The organism is Mesorhizobium sp. CCNWLY176 (genome assembly GCF_037153935.1).
Taxonomy (GTDB): domain Bacteria; phylum Pseudomonadota; class Alphaproteobacteria; order Rhizobiales; family Rhizobiaceae; genus Mesorhizobium_M; species Mesorhizobium_M zhangyense.
Genome location: NZ_JBBBDZ010000017.1, coordinates 17,321 through 37,688 on the forward strand (window position 1 = coordinate 17,321; position 20,368 = coordinate 37,688).

Genomic DNA, 20,368 nt, shown 5'->3' on the forward strand with positions numbered 1-20,368 from the left:
GGGAAAGAAAATGGGAATCAATTTCAGGAAGGAAACGTTTCGCGACGATTTCACCTTCAGGAACAGTCCCGAGCATATCAGGCGGTTTCCGTTCCCGTTCCATGAAGACGCTTACATGTTTGCGGTCAACATCGAGCCGCATGTGCCCGGTCCGAAAGGCAGCGTGCTCGAGCATGGCATCGACGTCGACGAGCACTATGTCTCGGAGATGCAAGACCGGGCGCTGGTGCTGGCGGAAGACCCGCTGCGCTGCCAGTCGCTGCCGCATATGACGCTGGCCGGCTGGGACCTGCTCGAACTCTTGATGACCTCCAAGGCCGAGAGCTATCCCGAGCATTTCTCGCTGGCCCGCGATGGCGACAAATGGCACTGGATCAACCGGCCGCTCGGCATCGATGACCGTTTCACCTTCGGCGACGTCTCCACCCTGCCCTATGGGCCGATGGAATACATCACTCGCCAGAGCCAGGGCGATTTCTGCATCCTCGACCAGCGCGACGGCAACCTCTGGATGGATGCCGGCATCGTCACCACCCAGGCCGACTGGTCGCTCGATTTCGACATCGGCATGAACTTCTTCGAATGGCACGCCCCGGTGCCGCTGGCGCATGAAAAGGGCATCTTCACCCGTGCGCTGAAGTTCCTCACCAACATCCAGCAGGGCGCGCCGGCTCGACGCCTGAACTGGACGATGACGATCAATCCGCGCCTCGACACCAGTCCCGAAAACTATCACAAATGGGGCACCGACCGCGCGACGGTGACGCCGGAGAATGTAGGCCAGAAGGTGCATCTACGCGTCGAGCTGCAAAGCTTCTGGCGGCTGCCGCGCTCCAATGCGCTGGTGTTCCCGATCCGCTGCTACCTGATCAAGATGGACGAACTGGTGACCTCGCCGAAATGGGCGCGCCGTTTCCACCGCGTCCTGCGCGACTTGCCGACCGAGCTTGCCGACTACAAGGGTTTGTCGCGCTATCGGCCGACGGTGCTCGAATGGCTGTCGCAATATGACGACGGCGCAGCGACCTCGCCGGGCTTTGGGCCGGATTAAGGTTTGCAGCGCGGAGCAGCCCCTCACCCTTACCCTCTCCCCGTGAAGAACGGGGAGAGGGGGTTCTGCAACCTCGCCGCTTGTCCCTTCTCCCAGTAAATGACGGGAAGGAGGGAGTTCCAACGCTGACGCCCCCTCTCCCCGTTTCTCACGGGGAGAGGGTAAGGGTGAGGGGCAGCGCCGATTTTGCGGAATTGCCGACGACAGCAAACTCAATCGCCGCCGCTGCCCTGCGGGTAGGAGATGATCGAGAGATAGCGCATCGGCAGCTTGGTCAGCTCTTCCGGCCCATGCGGCGCATCGGCATCGAAAAACAGGCTGTCGCCCGGCGTCATCCGGTAGAGGTTATCGCCGTGGCGATAGACCACCTCGCCCTCCAGCATGTAGAGGAACTCCATGCCGTCATGCTGGAAGGTCGGAAACACGTCCGAATCTTCGCTCAACGTGATCAGATAGGGCTCGACCACGACACCGCTGGTGTTGGAGCCGACATGGCCGAGCAGCGTGTACTGATGGCCGGCGCGCGTGCCGCGGCGTTCGACATCGACGCCCTCGCCCGCCTTGACAAAGACCGCGTTGCGCTCCTGCTCGAAGCGGCGCAGGAACGCCGTCACCGGCACGCCGAGCGCCCGCGACAGGGATTGCAGCGTCGTCAGCGACGGCGAAGTGTTGCCGTTCTCGATCTTGGACAACATGCCGAGCGAGATATTGGTCGCAGCCGCAAGATCGGCAACGGTGATGCCGAGCTTCTTGCGAAAAGCGCGCACCTCGCGGCCGATCGCCACTTCCAGCACGTTTTCGCGCGTATCGCGCACCGCATGCGGGTTCTGCTTCAGCGCGGTGTTGTGAAGATCGCCGTCGACCACTTTCAACGGCCGAACCGAAACGCCCGCGGCTGGTTTGCCGACCTGTGTCGTTGCCTGTGAAGCCTTCTTTGCCAAGCCCGCCTCTCCTTGCGCTGAGATTTCACTCGCAGTGAATATTTTTATTCTCAGTACGCGTTTGTGGCAAGGGATGCAAGTTTCTTGCTTGGGCAGCAGACAGGATGAAATTGGCTGATAGCGTCACGAAGACAGACGCTTCTCATACTCCTTCTCCAATTGGGCAAACGTCGACCAGAAACCACGCGGCTTTCGGCCTGCCAATTGGTCTTCCAGGATGCCGAGATGGGTGTGCCAGCCGCTGGCGACGCTGGTCATTTCCAGGCGATCGGCAAGCCTGCGATGCGTCAGTATCATGAGAACGTCGTCGCCCTGAGGCGACAGCTCAAAGGTCACTTCCGACATGTCCCCGCCGCTGCTCGGCCAGGTGAAGCTCAGAAAATGCGGCGGCTCGCATGCCGTCACCTCGCCGACATTTTTGAATTCCTTGCCGTTCTCCCCGAAACGCTCCGGTGTCGCCTCATGCGAAAGCTCGGAGTGCCTGAAACGAAGTTCGACCACGCCGCCGACATGGTCGGCCATCGGTCCCGCCGCCAGCCAGACGCGGCGCTTCTCCGGCTCGGTCAGATAGGCCCATATCCGCTCGATCGGCCCGGGAAACACGCGCTCCAGCCGAACCGTGTTGGGCGCGGTGACGACACCGAATTCACGCATTGACCTTCTCCTCGTTCCGATGATCTGACCGGATCACATTAAACCATACAGTTCAATATCCCAGCCGGAAACGCATTGTCAACCATTCGGTTTAATAAAGCTCGCATTACCTTTGCGATGTCGTGTCGGGCTGTAATCCAAAAGACACTCAGATCACACGCTTTAACATTTGTTAATTTTTGGGTTTGCTGTCGGATTCCGCTGGGTTAGATTAGACCCGAATCAGCCGGCCCGCGGGGGGCCTGGCGAACCACTCAAAGTCAGAGTTCCGGAATGTTTTCCGGCACAAGACGCGGCAGGTTTCGCGTGGTCCCGCAAGGATTCGGCCGATGGCACCACACCGTGCCCGGTGCGAGTTTTTCGTAACAGGTGAAAGCGTTTTCAGGTTCGGTCGCTGGCGTTGCCAGGGGTCCGGGCATTTACATGGATTCCGGCCGTTTTGGACACATGACAAGTCTAGCCGAGCAACATCAGGATACCGGAATACCCGCGGTCAAATTGACATCGCGCGGTGACCTCACCGGTTTTCTCATGCAGCTCACAGCCACCATCGGCGCCGACAGCTACATGCTGGTCGCTATCCTGCACGATCAGGACAAGAGCGATGCGCGCATCCTCGCCTCCAACTGGATCTACGACGCGATCGAACTCGCCGGGCATCAGCTGATCGCCAATCTGGCAACGAGCGCGCTCGCAGTTGCTCCCGGCATCAGGCCGCGCGGCATCGTCACAGCACACGCCCCTGCCCTGGGCAGCGTTCTCAGCGGCGAGGAAGCCAAGCTCCTTCATGTGCTCGGCCACTGCGAAATCTATGCGCTGAAACTCAATGTCGGACGCCAACGCCTGTTCATCCTCTTTTCCGCGGCCGTTCCCGGCCAGATCGATATCGGCGCGCTGATGAAGGCGCAGGTCGAATGCTGCTACGCGCTCTCGCAGGCACCGGCGCTGGTCGCGGCAGCCTCCATGCAGGATCCTCTTTCGGACCGCGAGCGCGAATGCCTGTTCTGGGTTTCGGAAGGCAAGACCACGGATGAGGTGGCGGTGATCCTCGGCGTCTCGTCCAACACCGTCAACAGCTACATCACCCACGCGATCCGGAAGTTCTCGGCCAGCAACCGCGCCATGGCGGTGGCGACGGCAATCAGGAGCGGCATCATTTGACACAGACAGCAGCGGCAAAAGCGGCGGACGTGCTGCTCGGTGTTAGAAGAAACCCCTTCGGCGCCAACGTACCGGGCTCGGAGACACATCCGGCCGTCACCATCCCTGACGCCGTGCGGCGTTGCCGCTGGATCGCCGTCGATATCAACGCCACCGGCTTCGGGCTGTTTCTCGTCAGCCCTTCCATGGAGCGGGCCCGCCTGGTTCCGTGCTTCGATTCCGATTATCCGCGTGTATCGCTGCACACGAAATTCGTCTCCGGCAGCAATGGCGAGGACCTTGTGCAGCACACGCGCGTCTCCAGCCTGCCATGCTGGTGGAGCAGCGACGCGCGCGCGGCATCTACCAGGACCCTGGAAGCGCTTACATGGGCCGAGAAGATTTCACCGCTGGTACCTGACAGTTCCGGCATAGCCTTCCCCGTTTATGCCGAACGCGGCCAATGCGGACTGGTGATCTTCTATGGCGCCGATATCAGCCTGCCACAGGCGCAGCTTCACGAAATCCACGCCCGCTGTTTTGCGCTCTTCAGCGCCGTTGCCGTCATGCGGCCCGGCGACAGCGGCAAGGTGCCTTCGATATCGAAACGCGAACTGGAATGCTTGAAGCTGACGGCCAATGGCTTCACCAGCGAGGACATCGCCAAGCTGCTGAAGCTTTCGGTGCATACCGCCAACCAGTATCTCACCAACACCACGCAGAAGCTGAATGCCGTCAACCGCATGCACGCGGTGGCAAAGGCGCTGCGGATGGGGCTGATAGAGTAAGCGCTTAGCTCTCCTCAGAGACAAGCCGCGTCACCGTCTTGCGGATCCGGGATTGCTCGAGAGACGCCTCCAGAAACGCCGAGTTTTTTTCCGGGTCCTCGTCGGCCATGTCGAAGGCGATGTAATTGACCTCCACCGATGCATGGAGCGCGGTCAGCGTCAGGGCGAAATAGACCGTTGCGCCGGCCGGGCGCAATTCGAGGTCGAGCACGATGCGCGGATTTTCGGACCAGCCGACATGCGCTTCACCGCCATGGCCGAGGCGCAGCGTACCCGGCATGAAGAAAAGCTCGGCGGCTGAATCGACGATGTCTGAAATGCAGCCGAATTGTTCCAGCCTTATGAAGGCGATGTAGTCCGCCACATCGACAAGGCGCAATTCGCTCACCACCTCCTGTATGGAGTTGGCGACGATGATCTCGCGTGTCGATGCATGCGGCTGCCTGATCATGAAATGCCTTTGCGCTGCGGCTTGTTGCCGTAAACGATGCGAACCAGTTCGGCGACGGCCTGGTAGAATTTAGCCGGTATCACACTATCGACCGAAACTTGCTTGTACATGGAGCGGGCCAGGGCCACGTCCTCGAAGACCGGAATGCCGTGCTCCTCGGCGATCTCGCGGATTTTCAGCGCCACCAGATCCTGCCCCTTGGCAAGAACCATCGGGGCCGCGTCTTCCTCGCGGACATATCTCAGCGCGATCGAGTAGTGGGTCGGGTTGGCGATGATCAGCGTGGCGCGCGGCACCGCGTCCATCATGCGCCGTCGCGCCCTGTCTCTGCCAAGCGAGCGCAGGCGCGACTTGACGATCGGATCGCCTTCCGACTGCTTCATCTCGTCCTTGACCTCCTGCTTGGTCATGCGCAGGTCCTGCCGCCAGTGGAAGCGCGACCAGACAAGATCGACCGCCGCGATCAGCCCCATGACGAAGACGATGGAGACGATGATGTCGATGCCGATGGAGCGCATGGTCAGCGCATAGGCGGCGGGCTGCGTGATCATGCCGGAAAGCAGCAGGCGAATATCGCCGCTGAGCGTAAAGACGAGCACCAGCGTCACAAAGCCCAGCTTGCCGAGCGATTTCAGGAACTCGACGAAGCCCTGTATGCCGAACAGGCGGGTCCAGCCCTTGCTCAGCGATATGCGTTCGGCTTGCGGGCGTATGCGCTCACCCACGAATTGCGGCATGTTCTGCAATACGGAAGCGCCGACGCCCGCAACCACCAGAAGCACCATCAGGATGCCGAGAATCTTGGCAATTTCGACGAAAACCACCTGATAAAGCTCGATGACGTCCGGCGCCGTCGAAAGCGGCCAGGCTTCCGGTTTCTCCAGGAAGATCGCCAGGAACATTCCGAGTTGGCTGATGCTGTCCTGCGCGAAGAACACGGCAAAGATCAGTATGGCAACGAACGAGGCCAGAAGTCCCGTTTCCTTCGAAACGGGCAGCTTGCCCTTTTCGACGGTGTCACGGATCTTCTTCTCTGTGGCTTCTTCTGTTTTGCTTTCTTTGTCGGCGCCCTCGGACAAGGTGTCCTCTCAATGCCGGTTCAGGCAGCGTGCTGCGTCGACGGAAGCTCGAAGGCGCCCTCGAGCGACATGCGAATGGCGGTGGAAGCGACGCTTCGCCGTGCCTTCGTCACTTCGGCTGCCGAGATGCCATCGACTTCCTGGCCAAGCTCGGCCTCGATCATGCGGCGAGCGCGCGCGCCGATCGAGGACAGCACCGATTCCGTGATCTCGGGCGATGCGCCGCGCAGGCACAGCGTCACCAGTTCCGTGGACAGGCCATCGAACAGCACCACGCGCGCTTTCTGCGCCAGAAGCGGAATGTCATCGAAGGAGAACAGCCGCGCGCGAATGCCGTCTAGATCGCTCGCGCCGGTCTGTTCCAGATCCTGCATGACTTCATCGAGCTGCGACTTGTCCATCTCGTTGAGCAGGCTGGCGACGCGGGTCTGACCGACGGATATGTCCTTTTTCGCCCCTTCCGAGAGCACACGGGTGCGCAACTGGTTTTCGACGATGCGGGTCGCGGCCTCGGGCACGGTCGTCATCGACATCATCCGCCGGATGATGTCGCCACGCTGCGGCTTCTCAAGCGCAAGCAGCACATTGGCCGCGACCGAAGGCGCCAGCTTGGACAGGATGACCGCCGAAGTCTGCGGATGTTCGCTGGCGAGGAATTTCCCGAGGCGCTCCGGTTCGACCTTTTCCAGGTCAGGCCAGACCGGCGGCGGACCTTGCGGGCCGGCCACCTTCTTGCCGTTGCCCATGATGGCGTCCATCTCCTCGGCGGAGAGGGACTCGTTCATGATCGTGTCCATCTGGTCGCCGGAATCGAGCAGGCCCGCGCCCTCGGTGAATTCCGCCTCGAACTCCGCGACTATGCGCTCCAGATCGCCTTGCGGAATGGTGCGCAAAAGCCTGGCTGCCTCGATCAGCGCCTTCAGTTCTTCCTGCTTGAAGAATTTCAGCAGCCGGCTCGCCGACGGCTTGCCCATCGCGACCAGGATGGCAGCGGCTTTCTGCGCACGCGTCAGGTTCACAAGCGCCGTCGTCATGCGCCGGACCTCCTGCAATTGGCGAGAGCGCATAAATTCATCACGCGGGCTTCGCCGCGGTTATGATTTCGGTGAGCTTGATGCCGAAGCGCGACGGATCGCTTTCCAGCACGGTGATTTCGCCCCGCGCGATCTTGCGGCCGTTGACGACGACGTCGACGGGCTCGCCGATACGGCGGTTGAGTGCAACGGTCGAACCCTTCTGCAAGGCCATCAGATCGGAGACGGGCATTTCGGTGCTGCCAAGCACGATCTGAACGTCGACCGGAATGTTCATGATCACGGCGGCATTCGATGCCTGCTGCTCGGCCTTGGCCTTGTCGGGCGAGCGCTTTTCCTCTTCCTGGAGAGCACCGCGCAATTCCTCGATCGCCCGGTTGAGCTGTTCTTCCGGAATATCGACATCCGGCGCCGGGTTGGTCTGGTTCATAGCCTTCTCCAATTCAGGTCCTTCTCGAAACGACGTCGCACGTCATCCCGGCAGCAGCGTATCGATGAAGTCCTGGCCGGCATCGAAAGGATGCCTGATTCGCACGGTGTAATTCTGCCCCAATTTGCCGAATTCGCACACAAACAGTGTCTTGTTGCGCGCCGAAAGCCTTGCCTCCGACTGCGCCGTCTCGCCAAGTTCGATGACCTGTCCCGCCTGCAGCATGGCAATCTCGCCGAGCGTCATCTTGGCGAGCGGCATGGTCGCCTCCAGATTGACCTCGGAGCGCATGACTTCCTCGCTGAAGCGGGTGCGCCATTCCGTCTCCGGCTCCGCGCTCTGCTTCACGCCGGCGTCGCCGCGATGCTTGAGAAGCACGCGCTGCGGCATGGTCAGCGACACCTTGCCGACCGTGGCGCCCATCGACACAGAAAAGACGACACGCACGGCAGGCCCGTCGCGGACGATGTGCTTCTTCAGTTCCATGCCGGTGATCGCGGCAGGCAGCGGCAGCCTGAACTCGAAGGCGCGCGGGCCGGAACCGTTGACCGCCTCGGCGATCTGCTGGAACACCATCGTCGCCACTTCCGTCTCGGTCGGCGACAATTCGCGATTGATCGGCGAAACCGGCAACTCGGGATCGCCTCCGAACAGCGCGCTGACGATGACCGCAACAGCTGACGCATCCATCGACAGGATCAGGGCATCGGGCGACGAGGTCGACGAAGCGACCGTCATCGCATGATGGCCGCTCGTCGGCCGTGCCTGCGCAAGCCGGGCCAGATCCACCGAAACGACATCGAAACTGACGGGGGTCGAAAGATTCTCGCCAAGACCCTGAATGATCGCCGGAAGCGCGCGCTCCGAAAGCGAGCGCGCCGCATCGAGGATGCGGTCGGGCTCACCGGTATCGCCGACAAGGCGTTCGACGATGAACGCACGCGTCTCCGCTGGACTGGCTACGCTGCTCATGGCCGGCGGAATTCCTGTTCAGGCGCGACCATCTATCAGGCTGCTTTCTTTGCGTCGGCGGCGGTGTTCATGGTGCTTTGCTCGACGGCATCGATCGACGGCCGGTCGTAGGACGAAATCGTCTTGCGGCCGAATTCGATCGCCACCTGCGGCAGCGAGCCGTTCATATAGGCAAGCAGCGTCTGCTTCACGATGATGTAGAGGCGGTTATTCTTCTCGCGCACGATCTTGATCTTGGTGGCGACCGGTCCGACCACCGCATAGGAGAGGAAGATGCCGAGGAAGGTGCCGACGAGCGCGGCGCCGATCAGGCCGCCCAGAATTTCCGGCGACTGGTCGAGCGCACCCATCGCCTTCACCACGCCCAGCACCGCAGCCACGATTCCGAGCGCCGGCAGGCCATCGGCCATCGCCGTCATCGCATGATAGGGTTTGAGGCTGTCGGAGCGGATCGTCTGGATTTCCTCGTCCATCAGCGCTTCGATCTCGTGCGAACGCGCATTGCCGATGATGATGAGGCGGCAATAGTCGCAGATGAAATGCGTCAGGTCATGCTTCTTGAGCACGGTCGGGAACGCCTGAAAGATCACTGATTCTTCCGGATTGTCGATATGGGCCTCGACCTCGCTGCGCGACTTGGTGCGCAGTTCGCGCATCAGACTGTGCAGTACGCCAAGCGTCTCAAGATAGTCGCGCTCCTTCGGGACTGCCTGCTTGACCGCCTCGATGCAGGCCTTGCCGGTATCCTTCACCGTCTTCATGGGGTTGGCGACGAGGAAACACCCGAGTGCCGCGCCGCCGATGATGACGAATTCCCAGGGCTGCATCAGCACGTCGATGTGCCCGCCCATGGCCATGAAGCCGCCGAGCACACAGCCCAGGGTCACCGCAAAACCGATCAGAATGCCCACTGCCCGTCCTTCCGCAAGTCGTCCAGCCTTACGCAATACCGGCTGTGCCTTGTGTGAAGCTTGAATCGCCCCTGCATTTTTCGCCGCCAACAAAAAAAGCAGATGATTCTCAGAACAGCCTGCGATTCAGCTTCGCGCAAGGAAGTTAGTTTAGCGTCCCCAGATACTTTGGGCGGAGGCTTGCCACGCGATGACGACCTATACCAGCTACCAGATCATTGCGAGCAACCTGACCAGGTCGCTCGACCGCGTCAGCAAGCAGCCTGTGGTCGATCGCGAGACCAAATATTATCTCGAGAATATCACCAAGGTGAAGACGATCGACGAGTTCGTATCGAACCCCCGATTGTTCAACTATGCGATGAAGGCGCATGGGCTGGAAGACATGACCTACGCCAAGGCGTTCATGGTCAAGGCGCTGAAGGAAGGCATCTCCGATCCGGACAGCTTCGCCAACAAGCTCAGTGACAAGCGCTACGCCGAATTCGTCCGCAGCTTCAACTTCGCCGCCCGCGGCGAGCAGACGACCACATACAACATGGCGCAGCAGTTCACCGCCGAGAACTACGCCAGCCAGATCAAGATCAACGGCGGCGATCCCGACTCCGATGCCGTGAAGGCAGAGACCACCTATTACCTGGCCAATATCGTCAAGGTGAAGTCGATCGACGAGTTCATGAAGGACGACCGGCTGCTCAGCTACGCCAAGACCGCGTTTGCCATGGACCCGGAAATCGACACCAACGATTTCCTGCGCAAGATTCTCGAGGGCGGCGTCCGCGACGAGGACAGCCTTGCCAACAAGCAGGATGAGCCTCGCTACGCCGCTTTCGCGACGGCCTTCAACTTCGAGGCTTATGGCGAGAAGGCAACGACCTATGTTGCAGCCCAGCAGCCCTCCACGGACAAATATCTCCGCCAGACTTTGGAACAGGATGCGGGCAAGCAGAATGAGGGTGTGCGCCTGGCGCTCTATTTCGAGCGCAAGGCTCCGTCCCTGACCAATTTCTACGAAGTCCTCGGCGACAAGGCGCTTGCTCAGGTGGTTCGCACAGCACTGGGCCTGCCGGATGCCTTTGCGCAGGCCGACATCGACAAGCAGGTCAAGTATTTCCAGTCGCGAATTAAGATCGAAGACCTTTCCGACCCCACAAAGCTCGGCAAGTTCATCCAGCGCTTCACCGCGCTTTGGGAAATCGAAAATCCGTCGACGTCGGCGGCCACTTCGTTGACCGTGCTGTTCAGCCAGCCGGCCGAATATGGCGTGTCGACGAATCTGCTGCTCTCCATCCAGTCAATGAAACGCTGAGGTACATATAAAGTGCAGGATGGTCTCTATGTCGCCCTCTCGTCACAGATCGCGCTGGAACGCCGGCTGAACACGATCGCCGACAACGTCGCCAACGCGTCCACCGTCGGCTTTCGCGCCACCGGCGTGAAGTTCGAGGATGTCGTCTCGGGCGTCGGCGAAAAGTCCGTGTCCTTCGCCTCGACCGGCGACACCTATCTGTCGACGCAGTCCGGATCGTTCCGCGAAACCGGCAATCCCTTCGATTTTGCCATCCGCGGCGATGCCTGGTTCGGCATCGAGACGCCGGCCGGCACCATCATGACCCGTGACGGCCGCTTCACCATGCTGGAAACCGGCCAACTGGTTTCCATCGAAGGCTATCCCGTGCTCGACGCCGGCGGCGCGCCGATCCAGCTCGATCCGCGCAATGGCGCGCCTCAGGCAGGCGCCGACGGCGTGCTTCGCCAGGACGGCCAGCTCGTCGCGGCAATCGGTCTCTACGATTTCAACCCCGGCACCAACTTCCAGCGCTATGGCAATTCCGGCATCATTCCAAACGGCCAGCCTGACCCGGTGGTGGACCGCATCGATGTCGGCGTCGCACAGGGCTTCGTGGAAGATTCCAACGTCAACCCGATCCTGGAAATGACGCGGCTGATCGGCGTCCAGCGCGCCTTCGAACAGACTGCCGCCCTGATGCGCAGCTCCGGTGAGACCTTCAGCGAGGCCGTCCGCACACTCGGCTCGAAGTAGTGCGGCATAGATGACCAACGCCCAGCCGGTCGCAACCAACCCGGACCTTCAGCCTGCGCAGCACCACGAAAACAGGCTGACGATCCTGGAGCGGAGCTATCATCGCTTCGCCGACGCGCGCACCATCGTCAAGCGCGGTGGCCGGATCACGGAAGTATCGCCGACACACTACCATGTCCGCGGCCTTTCAGGCACGGCAAGGCTCGGCGACATCGTCGAGCATCGCGGTCAGAACGGAACGCGGCGAGGCGAGATCATCCAGATCGGCTCGCAGGACGTGCTCGTCGCGCCATTCGAACGTACCGCCGATGCCGGCGTCAACGATCTCGTTTTCAATCGCGGTCCCTTCACTGTTGCCCCGCATGTGACGTGGCGTGGACGTGCCATCGATTCGCTCGGCCGGCCGATAGACGGCGGTCCGGCTCTGGTTGAAGGAGACATCCAGGACGCAGCCGATTCCGTGCCGCCGGCCGCATTGTCGCGCCAGCGCGTCGAAACCTCGTTTCTCACCGGCGTCCGCGTCATCGACATCTTCACGCCGATCTGCTTCGGCCAGCGCCTCGGCATCTTCGCCGGTTCCGGCGTCGGCAAATCGACGCTGCTCGCCATGCTTGCGGGCGCGGAGGCCTTCGACACTGTCGTTGTCGCGCTCGTCGGCGAACGCGGCCGCGAGGTGCGAGAATTCCTCGAAGACACGATTGGCCATGCCAGCATGGCCAAGACGGTGGCGGTCGTCGCCACCAGCGATGAAAGCGCCATGATGCGCCGCCGCGCCCCGGACACGGCGATGCGTGTGGCCGAGCACTTCCGCGAGCGCGGTGATCGCGTGCTTCTGGTGCTTGATTCGATCACGCGCTTTGCCCATGCGTTGCGCGAAGTGGCCATCGGCACCGGCGAGCCGCCGATCGCGCGCGGTTATCCTGCTTCCGTCTTCACCGACCTGCCCAAGCTGCTCGAACGCGCCGGCCCCGGTGTCGAGGGCACGACTGGCTCCATCACCGCGATCATCTCGGTTCTGGTCGACGGCGACGACCACAACGATCCCGTGGCCGATTCCGTGCGCGGCATTCTCGACGGCCACATCGTGCTCGACCGCGCGATCGCCGAGCAGGGCCGCTACCCGGCGGTCAATCCGCTGTCATCCATCTCGCGTCTGGCCGGAAAGGCCTGGAGCAATGACGAGCGCGCGCTGGTAACCCGCCTGAAATCGATGATCTCGCGCTTCGAAGATACGCGCGACATCCGCCTGCTCGGTGCGTATCAGGCAGGCGCGGACGCCGAGCTCGACCTGGCGGTGCGTCAGGTGCCGGCGGTCTACGAAGTCCTGACCCAGTCGCCGGCCGACCCGCCCTCACCCGATCCGCTTGCTGATCTCGCCCGCCATCTCAGAGCCAAGGAAAAGCCCGATGCAGCTCCGGGAAATTGAACACGCCCTCCGCGCTATGCTCGACGAGAGCAGGGCCAGGGAGGAACAGACCGGATGGCGGGCACTTCGGCGGCGTCTGCGCGAGCTCAAGCAGAGCACCAGCCGCATCTTCAGCAGAAGCAGAAGATGGGACGAGGAAACACGGCGCTGGTCCTGGCGGCGGCGTCTGCAGCCTGCCCAGGTTGAAGAGACGCTCGAAGAGATTCCCGAACACAACGAGGCCGAGGAGAGCCGCCCCGGCTGGCGGCTTTTTCAGCGTAACGCCAAGCCCGGATATTTCGAACAACGCCGCCAGGAATTGGCGAACGCACACCGGGCCGAAAGGGAAAAGGAGGTGCTGGCGCAACTCCATCCCGACCCGCAACCCAGAAGTGCCGAGCGCGAACTGCTGGATATAATCGAGGAAAACACGCCGGAGCGGGTAACGCTCAAGGCGAGACCATCGACGCAATCGACAAGGACCGAACCCGCGCGCAACGAAATACACAAGGCCGAGAAGGAAAAGGCCGGCTGGCGTCCGTTCCAGCGCACCAAACCTGCTGTCGACAACGCTCCAAAACCCAGGCCCGCGCCAGCCCGGGCGCCTATGCGCCCGACAGTGCCGGTCAAGGCTGTCCGCAACCCGGATCGTCGCAGCGATCTGGTTATTGCCGGCCTTGGCGTGGGGCTCGGCCTCTTCTGCGCGCTGTTTCCCTGGTATGTCTTCCTCAATCAGGAAAAGTTCGGCGTGCAGGCCATGCAGTTCAGCGGCAACGGCCAGGGCACGCGCCCGGCCCGCATAGCCTTCTCTTCCCGCTATGAGACTGTAGAGGCGCCTTTCGCCGACGAGGATCTTCCGTTCGGCAAGCTGGATCCCTTCATCACCGCTTCCTTGCCAAGCGATCAGGCGCCGAGGGCGGCTGCGGCACTCGCCGACCAACCCTTTCCCGGTGACGAAGCGACGTTCAGCCTGGTCCATGTCGTCAACGGCCGCGCCATGATCGAGGACGAAACCGGCCTGTGGGTCGTCCAGCGCGGCTCGCTGCTGCCTGACAACAGCCGCGTCGCCAGCATCGAACTGCGCGGCAAGAAATGGGTGCTCATTACCAGCGCCGACAAGATCGTCGAGCTTTCGCAGTAGGACCATGACCCCAAAAAGTGGTCACCGGTTTTTGGGGTCATGGTCAAGCAATAACCTCATGCTGGCCGCAAGGCCCGCGCAAGACTGGTTGCCTACAGTGTGGAAATCTGCCCGGAGATTTCTATGCAGCCTGTCAATTTGTTCAATCTCGCTTCCCAGCAATCGGAATGGCTGGCTGTCCGCCAGTCGGCGATCGCCGGCAACATCGCCAATGTGAATACGCCCGGCTACGGTACCGCCGAGATCGAGCCTTTCGAGAAGGTGCTCGACAAGCGCCGCGTCGCCATGAGCGCCACGCAGGAAGGCCATTTCGCCGGCGGCATCTCCAAGGCCGCCTATGCCGTCCGCAACGAAGACGGCAAGAACTCGGTGCTGCCTTCGGAAAACACCGTCGTGCTCGAAAACGAGCTGATGAAGGCCGGCGAAGTGCGCCGCACCTTCGAATTGAATACCGCGATCGTCAAGGCGTTCCACCGCATGATGATGCAGACCGTGAAGGGCTGACCTGGATGGACGCACTCACCGCCACGCTCAAGGTTGCAGCCTCCGGCCTCACCGCCCAGTCGGAAAGACTGCGCATCGTCTCGGAAAACCTTGCCAACGCGCAGTCGACCGGCAGCACGCCCGGCGCCGACCCCTACCAGCGCAAGACGATCATCTTCTCCGCTGAGGTCGACCGCGCCGTCGGCGCATCGACCGTGGATATCGCCGCGATCAATCGCGACCAGTCGGCTTATCCCGTCGAGTTCCTGCCCGGCCACGAGGCAGCCGACGAAAACGGCTACGTCAAGATGCCCAACGTCAATGTGCTGGTCGAAATGGCTGACATGACGGAGGCAAACCGCTCCTACGAAGCAAATCTCCAGGTCGTCAAACAGGCGCGCGACCTCATTTCCATGACCATCGACCTGATGAGAGGCAACTGATGATCACCGGCATCGGCGCAATAGGCCCGAAACTCCAGCCGAGCGGTGTCGAAAACACCATCGGCCTCTCCCCCAGCAGTCTCGGACAGACGGCCGGCACCGATATCGGCCAGTCCTTCGCGAACATGGTTTCGGAAGCCGCCAACCGCACCATCGACACGCTCAAGGGTGCCGAGAACGTATCGGTCCAGGCGCTTCAGGGCGACGCCGACATGCGCAAGGTTGCCGATGCGGTGATGACCGCCGAGCAATCTCTGCAGGCGGCTGTCGCCATCCGCGACAAGATCGTCACCGCCTATCTCGAAGTCAGCCGCATGGCGATCTGAGGACAATAGATCATGAAAGCACTCGCCATCGCCGCCACCGGCATGAACGCCCAGCAGACCAATCTGGAAGTCATCGCCAACAACATCGCCAACATCAACACGACCGGCTTCAAGCGCGCACGCGCCGAATTCTCCGACCTGCTCTATCAGGTCGACCGCATGCAGGGCGTGCCCAACCGCGCCAATGCCAATGTCGTGCCCGAAGGCGTCACGATCGGCCTCGGCGTCAAGACGTCCGCCGTGCGCAACGTCCACGTTCAGGGCGGGCTCACCAGCACCGGCAACAAGCTCGACCTCGCGCTGACCGGCACCGGCTGGTTCCAGATCGAGGGCGCCGACGGCCAGACCCTCTACACCCGCGCCGGCTCCTTCAACACCAACGCCACCGGCCAGCTCGTCACCGTCGACGGCTTCAACGTCCAGCCGGCGATCACCGTACCTGCCGATGCCGTCGAGGTCGTCGTCAACAAGACCGGCCAGGTCTTTGCCCGCATCGACGGCCAGGCCGATCTTCAGGACCTCGGCCAGCTGACATTGGCGACCTTCGCCAACGAGGCCGGCCTTGCGCCGCTCGGCGACAATCTCTTCCAGGAAACCCCGGCCTCCGGCGCTGCCAATGTCGGCGTGCCCGGCGATCCCGGCTATGCCACCGTCGAGCAGGGCTATCTCGAAAACTCCAACGTCGATCCGGTCAAGGAAATCACTGAGCTGATCTCGGCCCAGCGCGCCTACGAGATGAATTCCAAGGTCATTCAGGCCGCCGACGAAATGGCTGCCGTGGTCTCCAAGAACATAAGGTGACGAGAATGATGCCGCGCGCATTTCACAGCCTGATTGTTGCGGCCGCCGCCGGACTGGCGCTGCTGACGGGCGCGGCTGTTTCCTTTGCCGGCGAGACGGTGACCATTCCCAATCGCGTCATCTATCCCGGCGAAACCATTCCTGCCGAAGCGCTCAAGGAAGTCACGCTCAGCCAGGGCAAGCAGCCGCCGGCTGCCGTCGCCATGGCAAGGACCGACATCGAAGGCAAGATCGCGCGCCGCACGCTGCTTCCGGGCCGTTACATCCCGCTCGCCGCGGTGCGCGACGCTTTTCTCGTCGAACAGGGTGCTGCCGTGCAGGCGCTGTTCGTCTCCGGCGTACTCACCATCTCGGCGGCTGCCGTGACGCTTCAGCCGGGTTCGGCCGGCGACATGATCAAGGTCCGCAATCTCGACAGCGGCAAGGTACTGTCCGGCACCGTCATGGCCGATGGCTCCGTACGGATCAGCGGCCTATGATGCGCGTAATTGCACTGGTTCTGGCTTTCCTGATCGGACTTCAGCCGGCTCTTGCCGACGGCCCCGAGGGCAAGATCCCCGGTCGCGGCGTCAATGGTGCAGCCATCGATACGAATGCGCGCGTGCTTGCCGCCACCGGCGGCGCGGGCGGTGCCTATGGTGACGAAGGCTATGACAATCGCGGCCGGCGCCTGCCCGGCGGCAACGGCCCGATATCGCGCATCAAGGACATCGCCCGGCTGCAGAGCGCGCGCGACAACCAGCTCGTCGGCTACGGCCTCGTCATCGGCTTGCAAGGCTCGGGCGACAGCCTGCGCAACTCGCCCTTCACCGAACAGTCTATCCGCGCCATGCTCGAAAATCTCGGTATCGCGTCCGAAGGCGGTCGCGCCCGCGCCAAGAATGTCGCCGCCGTCATCGTCACCGCCAACCTGCCGCCCTTCGTCCAGTCCGGCGCGCGCATCGATGTCAGCGTCTCGTCCATGGGCGACGCCATTTCGCTGGCGGGCGGCACGCTGATCATGACGCCGCTTAAGGCAGCCGATGGCGAAATCTACGCCGTGGCGCAAGGACCCGTCTTCATTGCCGGTTTCGAGGCGCAAGGGCAGGCCGAGCGGGTAACCCAGGGCGTTCCGACTGCCGGCCGCGTGCCGAACGGCGCCATCGTCGAACGTCAGGTGCAGGCGGCAATGGGCGACCAGTCGCTGCTCACCCTTCAGCTTCTCAACGCCGACTTCTCCACCGCCGTCCGCGTCACCGACGTCATCAACGACTATTCCCGCGCTCGCTTCGGCAAGCGCGTCGCCAGCGAGCAGGATTCGCGCACGGTCATGATCCGCAAGCCGGAGGGCATTTCGCCCGCGCGCTTCTACGCCGAGCTTGAAAATCTGGTCGTGGAATCCGATGTGCCCGCCCGCGTCGTCGTCGACGAGCGCACCGGCACGATCGTGATCGGACAGGACGTGCGCATCTCGCGCGTTGCCATCAGCCACGGCACGCTGACGGTGCGCATCACCGAAACGCCGACCATCGTCCAGCCGGAGCCTTTCTCGCGCGGCGTCACGGCAGTAGAGCCGAACACCGCCATCGATATCTCCCAGCCGGACGCCAAGGTCGCGCTCCTCGATGGGCCCGATCTCGAAACGCTGGTTTCCGGCCTGAACCGGCTCGGCGTCAAGCCAGCTGGCATCATCGCAATCCTTCAGGGCATCAAATCCGCCGGCGCCCTGCAGGCCGATCTCGTGCTGCAATAGGTGAAGGCCGATGAGCGCTGATCCCCACTTCCTCACATGGCCCCGGCGAAACGCCGGCCGCATCCTGGCTGCCGTAGCGCTAACCACCATGCTGAGCGCGAGCGGCCCTGCCGCGACGCAGTCGATCGTCACTGCCGCAGCGCCAACGGACGGCTCCGGGACCGAAGTCGAGCGCTTCTGCTCCAACATCGCCGACGCCGCCCGCGACCGCCGCTACGCGCTCCAAGCGCAGGAACTCGAGACGCTGCAGAAAGACATCGACCAGCGCATGAAGCTGCTCGAGGAAAAACGCGCCGAATACGAGGAATGGCTGAAGCGCCGCGACGACTTCCTGTCGAAGGCAGAAGACAACGTCGTTAAGATCTACGCGGCGATGAAACCCGATGCCGCCGCCGAGCGGCTGGCCGAGGTCAACATCAATGTTGCCGCCGGCATCATGATGAAGCTCGATTCGCGCAAGGCCGGCGTCATCCTCAACGAAATGGACCGCAAGGCGGCCGCAGCACTTACCGGCATCATGGCGAGTGCCGCCCGCAAGGAAGACCCCTCATGATCCGATTTGCCCTCGTAGCACTGGCCGCTGCTACGGTTTCCGGCTGCGCCACCAGAGTTGAAGAAGTCGGCAAGGAGCCGGTGATGTCCCCGGTCGGGTCCGGCATCGCCGCGCAATCGGTCTATCAGTATCCCCAGCCGCCGGCCCAGCCGGTCAAGCGCTTCTCGCTGTGGGACGACCGCCAGAAGCGGCTCTTCACCGATCCGCGCGCGCTGGCACCCGGCGACATCCTCACCGTCAAGATCGAGATCAACGACCGCGCCCGCTTCAAGAACGAATCCGACCGCGACCGCAAGGTCAACCGCACGCTGGGCGCGGGCATGGACTTCGGCTGGAACGGCAGCAAGCAGGGCGGCTCTTTCGATGCCGACGTCGGCTCGAACACCTCCACCAAGGGCTCCGGCAAGACCGAGCGCTCCGAGAGCATCGAGCTTTCGGTCGCCGCAGTCGTCAGCGACGTATTGCCCAACGGCAATCTCGTCATCAACGGTTCGCAGGAAGTGCGGGTGAATGCCGAACTGCGCATCCTGACCATCGCCGGCATCGTTCGCCCGACCGACATCGGCCCCTACAACACCATTTCCTACGAGCGCATCGCCGAGGCCCGCATCTCCTATGGCGGTCGCGGGCGCCTGACCGAGGTTCAGCAGCCGCCCTATGGCCAGCAGATTCTCGACAACGTGCTTCCCTTCTAGGAAAGAAACGCCGCCGCCATGTCCGTAACCGAAGTAGCCCCTCCCCAACCCAAGGGTCCATCGCTGGTCATTCAGGCCGCGGTCCTTCTGGGCATGACGGCCGCCGCGATCGGTCTCGGCTGGGTTTCGGGCCAGTATCTCTACGGGCGCGAGAGCGCGGCCAAGGTGGAGGTTGCGGCAGGTGAAAGCCATGAAGCGCCGGCAAAAGCCGAGGGCGACCATGGCAAGGCTTCAGCCGGCCTCGAGGTTCCCCTGCCGCCAATCACCACCAATCTTGCCGCGCCGAGCGACATGTGGGTTCGCATGGAGGCCTCCGTCGTGTTCGACGCCCCCCAGCCGCAATCGCTTGTCGACGATATCCATCAGGACCTCCTCGCCTTCCTTCGCACCGTCAAGGTCCACCAGATCGAAGGTGCGAGCGGGTTCCAGCATCTGAAAGCCGATCTCGAGGAGCGGGCGAAAATCCGCAGCGAGGGCCACGTCAGGCAGGTGCTCATCCGGACACTGCTTTTCGAATGAGAAAACTTCTCCTCACGGGCTTGGCGCTGATCGCCACCGCAACGGTGGCGCAGGCCCAGCAGATCGATCTCGGCGGCATCGGCCAGGCTGACGGCACCACCGTGGGCTACATCATCCAGATGTTCGGCCTGCTGACGGTTTTGTCGATCGCGCCGGGCCTGCTCATCATGGTGACGAGCTTCACCCGCTTCGTCATCGCCTTCTCGATCCTGCGCGTCGGCATGGGCCTGCAGACGACGCCCGCCAACATGATCATCATCAGCCTGTCGCTGTTCATGACCTTCTACGTCATGGCCCCGACCTTCGATCAGGCATGGGCCAATGGCGTGCGCCCGCTGATGAACAACGAGATAAACCAGGACCAGGCGCTAGAGCGGATTTCCGATCCATTCCGGCAGTTCATGGTCAAGCACGTCCGCGACAAGGATTTCGACCTGTTCGCCGACCTTGCGCGCGAACGCGGCCAGACCGTTTCGCGCGAAAATGTCGATCTGCGCGTGCTGGTTCCCGCCTTCATGATTTCGGAAATCCGGCGCGGTTTCGAGATAGGCTTCCTCATTGTGTTGCCATTTCTCGTCATCGACCTGATCGTCGCCACCATCACCATGGCCATGGGCATGATGATGCTGCCGCCGACGGTGGTGTCGTTGCCGTTCAAGATCCTGTTCTTCGTGCTCATCGACGGCTGGAACCTGCTCGTCGGCAGCCTTGTCAGGTCGTTCAATTGAACATTCCGGGAAATGGTTAAGAATTTTCGGCGCGACAAAAAGACTCA

Annotated in this window: 25 protein-coding genes; 17 read left to right on the forward strand and 8 right to left on the reverse strand. The window is 62.2% G+C overall.

Annotated elements, in window-relative coordinates:
• Positions 1–10 precede the first annotated feature (10 nt).
• Positions 11–1,051 (forward strand): heme-dependent oxidative N-demethylase family protein, encoded by a 1,041-nt coding sequence (locus WBQ96_RS23260; RefSeq protein WP_336553733.1) that lies wholly within the window; start codon positions 11–13, stop codon positions 1,049–1,051.
• A gap of 212 nt (positions 1,052–1,263) precedes the next feature.
• On the opposite strand, the gene WBQ96_RS23265 is transcribed toward WBQ96_RS23260, so the two are convergent.
• A complete protein-coding gene (locus WBQ96_RS23265; RefSeq protein WP_336553953.1) occupies positions 1,264–1,923 on the reverse strand; it encodes a helix-turn-helix domain-containing protein in 660 nt (219 codons plus the stop codon).
• Positions 1,924–2,115: 192 nt separating this feature from the next.
• Complete coding sequence (locus WBQ96_RS23270; RefSeq protein ID WP_336553735.1) at positions 2,116–2,646, reverse strand: SRPBCC family protein; 531 nt, start codon at positions 2,644–2,646, stop codon at positions 2,116–2,118.
• A 498-nt stretch (positions 2,647–3,144) separates the two neighbouring features.
• Between WBQ96_RS23270 and WBQ96_RS23275 the strand changes: the two genes are divergently transcribed.
• On the forward strand, positions 3,145–3,807 hold the full coding sequence (locus WBQ96_RS23275) for a helix-turn-helix transcriptional regulator (protein WP_246245920.1): 663 nt from the start codon (positions 3,145–3,147) through the stop codon (positions 3,805–3,807).
• Positions 3,804–4,574, forward strand: a complete 771-nt coding sequence (locus WBQ96_RS23280; RefSeq protein ID WP_336553739.1) for a helix-turn-helix transcriptional regulator — start codon at positions 3,804–3,806, stop codon at positions 4,572–4,574. Before WBQ96_RS23275 ends, WBQ96_RS23280 begins: the two co-directional genes overlap by 4 nt.
• 4 nt (positions 4,575–4,578) lie before the next feature.
• On the opposite strand, the gene WBQ96_RS23285 is transcribed toward WBQ96_RS23280, so the two are convergent.
• From WBQ96_RS23285 to motA, 6 genes are read right to left on the reverse strand one after another with little or no spacing between them, the layout of a single operon-like run.
• Positions 4,579–5,025: a hypothetical protein gene (locus tag WBQ96_RS23285; RefSeq protein ID WP_165120602.1), complete on the reverse strand. Its 447-nt coding sequence runs from the start codon at positions 5,023–5,025 to the stop codon at positions 4,579–4,581.
• Positions 5,022–6,104, reverse strand: coding sequence for a flagellar biosynthesis protein FlhB (gene flhB / locus WBQ96_RS23290; protein WP_165120603.1), 1,083 nt, complete (start codon positions 6,102–6,104; stop codon positions 5,022–5,024). Before flhB ends, WBQ96_RS23285 begins: the two co-directional genes overlap by 4 nt.
• A gap of 20 nt (positions 6,105–6,124) precedes the next feature.
• Entirely contained in the window at positions 6,125–7,138 is a 1,014-nt protein-coding gene (locus WBQ96_RS23295; RefSeq protein WP_336553742.1) for a flagellar motor switch protein FliG, read from the reverse strand.
• Positions 7,139–7,178: 40 nt separating this feature from the next.
• Positions 7,179–7,568 carry a flagellar motor switch protein FliN gene (fliN, locus tag WBQ96_RS23300; protein ID WP_165120605.1) on the reverse strand — a complete coding sequence of 130 codons (390 nt, stop codon included), beginning with the start codon at positions 7,566–7,568 and terminating at the stop codon, positions 7,179–7,181.
• Positions 7,569–7,610: 42 nt separating this feature from the next.
• Positions 7,611–8,540, reverse strand: a complete 930-nt coding sequence (locus tag WBQ96_RS23305) for a FliM/FliN family flagellar motor switch protein (protein ID WP_336553745.1) — start codon at positions 8,538–8,540, stop codon at positions 7,611–7,613.
• A gap of 35 nt (positions 8,541–8,575) precedes the next feature.
• The gene (gene motA / locus WBQ96_RS23310) at positions 8,576–9,451 is read right to left on the reverse strand and encodes a flagellar motor stator protein MotA (RefSeq protein ID WP_165120607.1); all 876 of its coding nucleotides are present in this window, start codon (positions 9,449–9,451) and stop codon (positions 8,576–8,578) included.
• A gap of 190 nt (positions 9,452–9,641) precedes the next feature.
• Between motA and WBQ96_RS23315 the strand changes: the two genes are divergently transcribed.
• The 14 genes from WBQ96_RS23315 (at position 9,642) to fliP (ending at position 20,321) form a co-directional block, all read left to right on the forward strand.
• On the forward strand, positions 9,642–10,760 hold the full coding sequence (locus tag WBQ96_RS23315) for a DUF1217 domain-containing protein (protein WP_336553747.1): 1,119 nt from the start codon (positions 9,642–9,644) through the stop codon (positions 10,758–10,760).
• Positions 10,761–10,772: 12 nt separating this feature from the next.
• Positions 10,773–11,495: a flagellar basal-body rod protein FlgF gene (flgF, locus tag WBQ96_RS23320; RefSeq protein WP_165120609.1), complete on the forward strand. Its 723-nt coding sequence runs from the start codon at positions 10,773–10,775 to the stop codon at positions 11,493–11,495.
• A 10-nt stretch (positions 11,496–11,505) separates the two neighbouring features.
• Positions 11,506–12,921, forward strand: a complete 1,416-nt coding sequence (gene fliI / locus WBQ96_RS23325) for a flagellar protein export ATPase FliI (protein ID WP_336553750.1) — start codon at positions 11,506–11,508, stop codon at positions 12,919–12,921.
• A complete protein-coding gene (locus WBQ96_RS23330) occupies positions 12,902–14,041 on the forward strand; it encodes a hypothetical protein (RefSeq protein ID WP_336553751.1) in 1,140 nt (379 codons plus the stop codon). The genes fliI and WBQ96_RS23330 overlap by 20 nt, the downstream gene beginning before the upstream one ends.
• A 123-nt stretch (positions 14,042–14,164) precedes the next feature.
• Positions 14,165–14,545: a flagellar basal body rod protein FlgB gene (flgB, locus tag WBQ96_RS23335; protein ID WP_336553754.1), complete on the forward strand. Its 381-nt coding sequence runs from the start codon at positions 14,165–14,167 to the stop codon at positions 14,543–14,545.
• Positions 14,546–14,550: 5 nt separating this feature from the next.
• Positions 14,551–14,967 carry a flagellar basal body rod protein FlgC gene (gene flgC, locus WBQ96_RS23340; protein WP_165120613.1) on the forward strand — a complete coding sequence of 139 codons (417 nt, stop codon included), beginning with the start codon at positions 14,551–14,553 and terminating at the stop codon, positions 14,965–14,967.
• Entirely contained in the window at positions 14,967–15,293 is a 327-nt protein-coding gene (locus WBQ96_RS23345) for a flagellar hook-basal body complex protein FliE (RefSeq protein ID WP_165120614.1), read from the forward strand. The genes flgC and WBQ96_RS23345 overlap by 1 nt, the downstream gene beginning before the upstream one ends.
• Before the next feature lie 12 nt (positions 15,294–15,305).
• A complete protein-coding gene (flgG, locus tag WBQ96_RS23350; RefSeq protein ID WP_336553759.1) occupies positions 15,306–16,094 on the forward strand; it encodes a flagellar basal-body rod protein FlgG in 789 nt (262 codons plus the stop codon).
• 5 nt (positions 16,095–16,099) lie between these two features.
• Positions 16,100–16,573 (forward strand): flagellar basal body P-ring formation chaperone FlgA, encoded by a 474-nt coding sequence (flgA, locus tag WBQ96_RS23355; protein WP_336553761.1) that lies wholly within the window; start codon positions 16,100–16,102, stop codon positions 16,571–16,573.
• On the forward strand, positions 16,570–17,826 hold the full coding sequence (locus WBQ96_RS23360) for a flagellar basal body P-ring protein FlgI (RefSeq protein WP_336553763.1): 1,257 nt from the start codon (positions 16,570–16,572) through the stop codon (positions 17,824–17,826). The genes flgA and WBQ96_RS23360 overlap by 4 nt, the downstream gene beginning before the upstream one ends.
• A gap of 10 nt (positions 17,827–17,836) precedes the next feature.
• Entirely contained in the window at positions 17,837–18,379 is a 543-nt protein-coding gene (locus tag WBQ96_RS23365) for a MotE family protein (RefSeq protein ID WP_336553765.1), read from the forward strand.
• Entirely contained in the window at positions 18,376–19,074 is a 699-nt protein-coding gene (gene flgH / locus WBQ96_RS23370; RefSeq protein WP_165120619.1) for a flagellar basal body L-ring protein FlgH, read from the forward strand. Before WBQ96_RS23365 ends, flgH begins: the two co-directional genes overlap by 4 nt.
• An 18-nt stretch (positions 19,075–19,092) precedes the next feature.
• Positions 19,093–19,593, forward strand: a complete 501-nt coding sequence (locus WBQ96_RS23375; protein WP_336553768.1) for a flagellar basal body-associated FliL family protein — start codon at positions 19,093–19,095, stop codon at positions 19,591–19,593.
• Positions 19,590–20,321: a flagellar type III secretion system pore protein FliP gene (gene fliP / locus WBQ96_RS23380; RefSeq protein ID WP_165120621.1), complete on the forward strand. Its 732-nt coding sequence runs from the start codon at positions 19,590–19,592 to the stop codon at positions 20,319–20,321. The genes WBQ96_RS23375 and fliP overlap by 4 nt, the downstream gene beginning before the upstream one ends.
• The last annotated feature ends 47 nt before the right edge of the window (positions 20,322–20,368 follow it).

Bases quoted from the DNA above. Each gene is read 5' to 3' on its own strand.
- WBQ96_RS23260 (WP_336553733.1), top strand. From the start codon at position 11: ATGGGAATCAATTTCAGGAAGGAAACGTTTCGCGACGATTTCACCTTC.
- WBQ96_RS23270 (WP_336553735.1), bottom strand. From the start codon at position 2,646: ATGCGTGAATTCGGTGTCGTCACCGCGCCCAACACGGTTCGGCTGGAG.
- WBQ96_RS23285 (WP_165120602.1), bottom strand. From the start codon at position 5,025: ATGATCAGGCAGCCGCATGCATCGACACGCGAGATCATCGTCGCCAAC.
- WBQ96_RS23295 (WP_336553742.1), bottom strand. From the start codon at position 7,138: ATGACGACGGCGCTTGTGAACCTGACGCGTGCGCAGAAAGCCGCTGCC.
- fliN (WP_165120605.1), bottom strand. From the start codon at position 7,568: ATGAACCAGACCAACCCGGCGCCGGATGTCGATATTCCGGAAGAACAG.
- WBQ96_RS23305 (WP_336553745.1), bottom strand. From the start codon at position 8,540: ATGAGCAGCGTAGCCAGTCCAGCGGAGACGCGTGCGTTCATCGTCGAA.
- WBQ96_RS23315 (WP_336553747.1), top strand. From the start codon at position 9,642: ATGACGACCTATACCAGCTACCAGATCATTGCGAGCAACCTGACCAGG.
- fliI (WP_336553750.1), top strand. From the start codon at position 11,506: ATGACCAACGCCCAGCCGGTCGCAACCAACCCGGACCTTCAGCCTGCG.
- WBQ96_RS23330 (WP_336553751.1), top strand. From the start codon at position 12,902: ATGCAGCTCCGGGAAATTGAACACGCCCTCCGCGCTATGCTCGACGAG.
- flgB (WP_336553754.1), top strand. From the start codon at position 14,165: ATGCAGCCTGTCAATTTGTTCAATCTCGCTTCCCAGCAATCGGAATGG.
- flgC (WP_165120613.1), top strand. From the start codon at position 14,551: ATGGACGCACTCACCGCCACGCTCAAGGTTGCAGCCTCCGGCCTCACC.
- WBQ96_RS23345 (WP_165120614.1), top strand. From the start codon at position 14,967: ATGATCACCGGCATCGGCGCAATAGGCCCGAAACTCCAGCCGAGCGGT.
- flgG (WP_336553759.1), top strand. From the start codon at position 15,306: ATGAAAGCACTCGCCATCGCCGCCACCGGCATGAACGCCCAGCAGACC.
- flgA (WP_336553761.1), top strand. From the start codon at position 16,100: ATGATGCCGCGCGCATTTCACAGCCTGATTGTTGCGGCCGCCGCCGGA.
- WBQ96_RS23360 (WP_336553763.1), top strand. From the start codon at position 16,570: ATGATGCGCGTAATTGCACTGGTTCTGGCTTTCCTGATCGGACTTCAG.
- WBQ96_RS23365 (WP_336553765.1), top strand. From the start codon at position 17,837: ATGAGCGCTGATCCCCACTTCCTCACATGGCCCCGGCGAAACGCCGGC.
- flgH (WP_165120619.1), top strand. From the start codon at position 18,376: ATGATCCGATTTGCCCTCGTAGCACTGGCCGCTGCTACGGTTTCCGGC.
- WBQ96_RS23375 (WP_336553768.1), top strand. From the start codon at position 19,093: ATGTCCGTAACCGAAGTAGCCCCTCCCCAACCCAAGGGTCCATCGCTG.
- fliP (WP_165120621.1), top strand. From the start codon at position 19,590: ATGAGAAAACTTCTCCTCACGGGCTTGGCGCTGATCGCCACCGCAACG.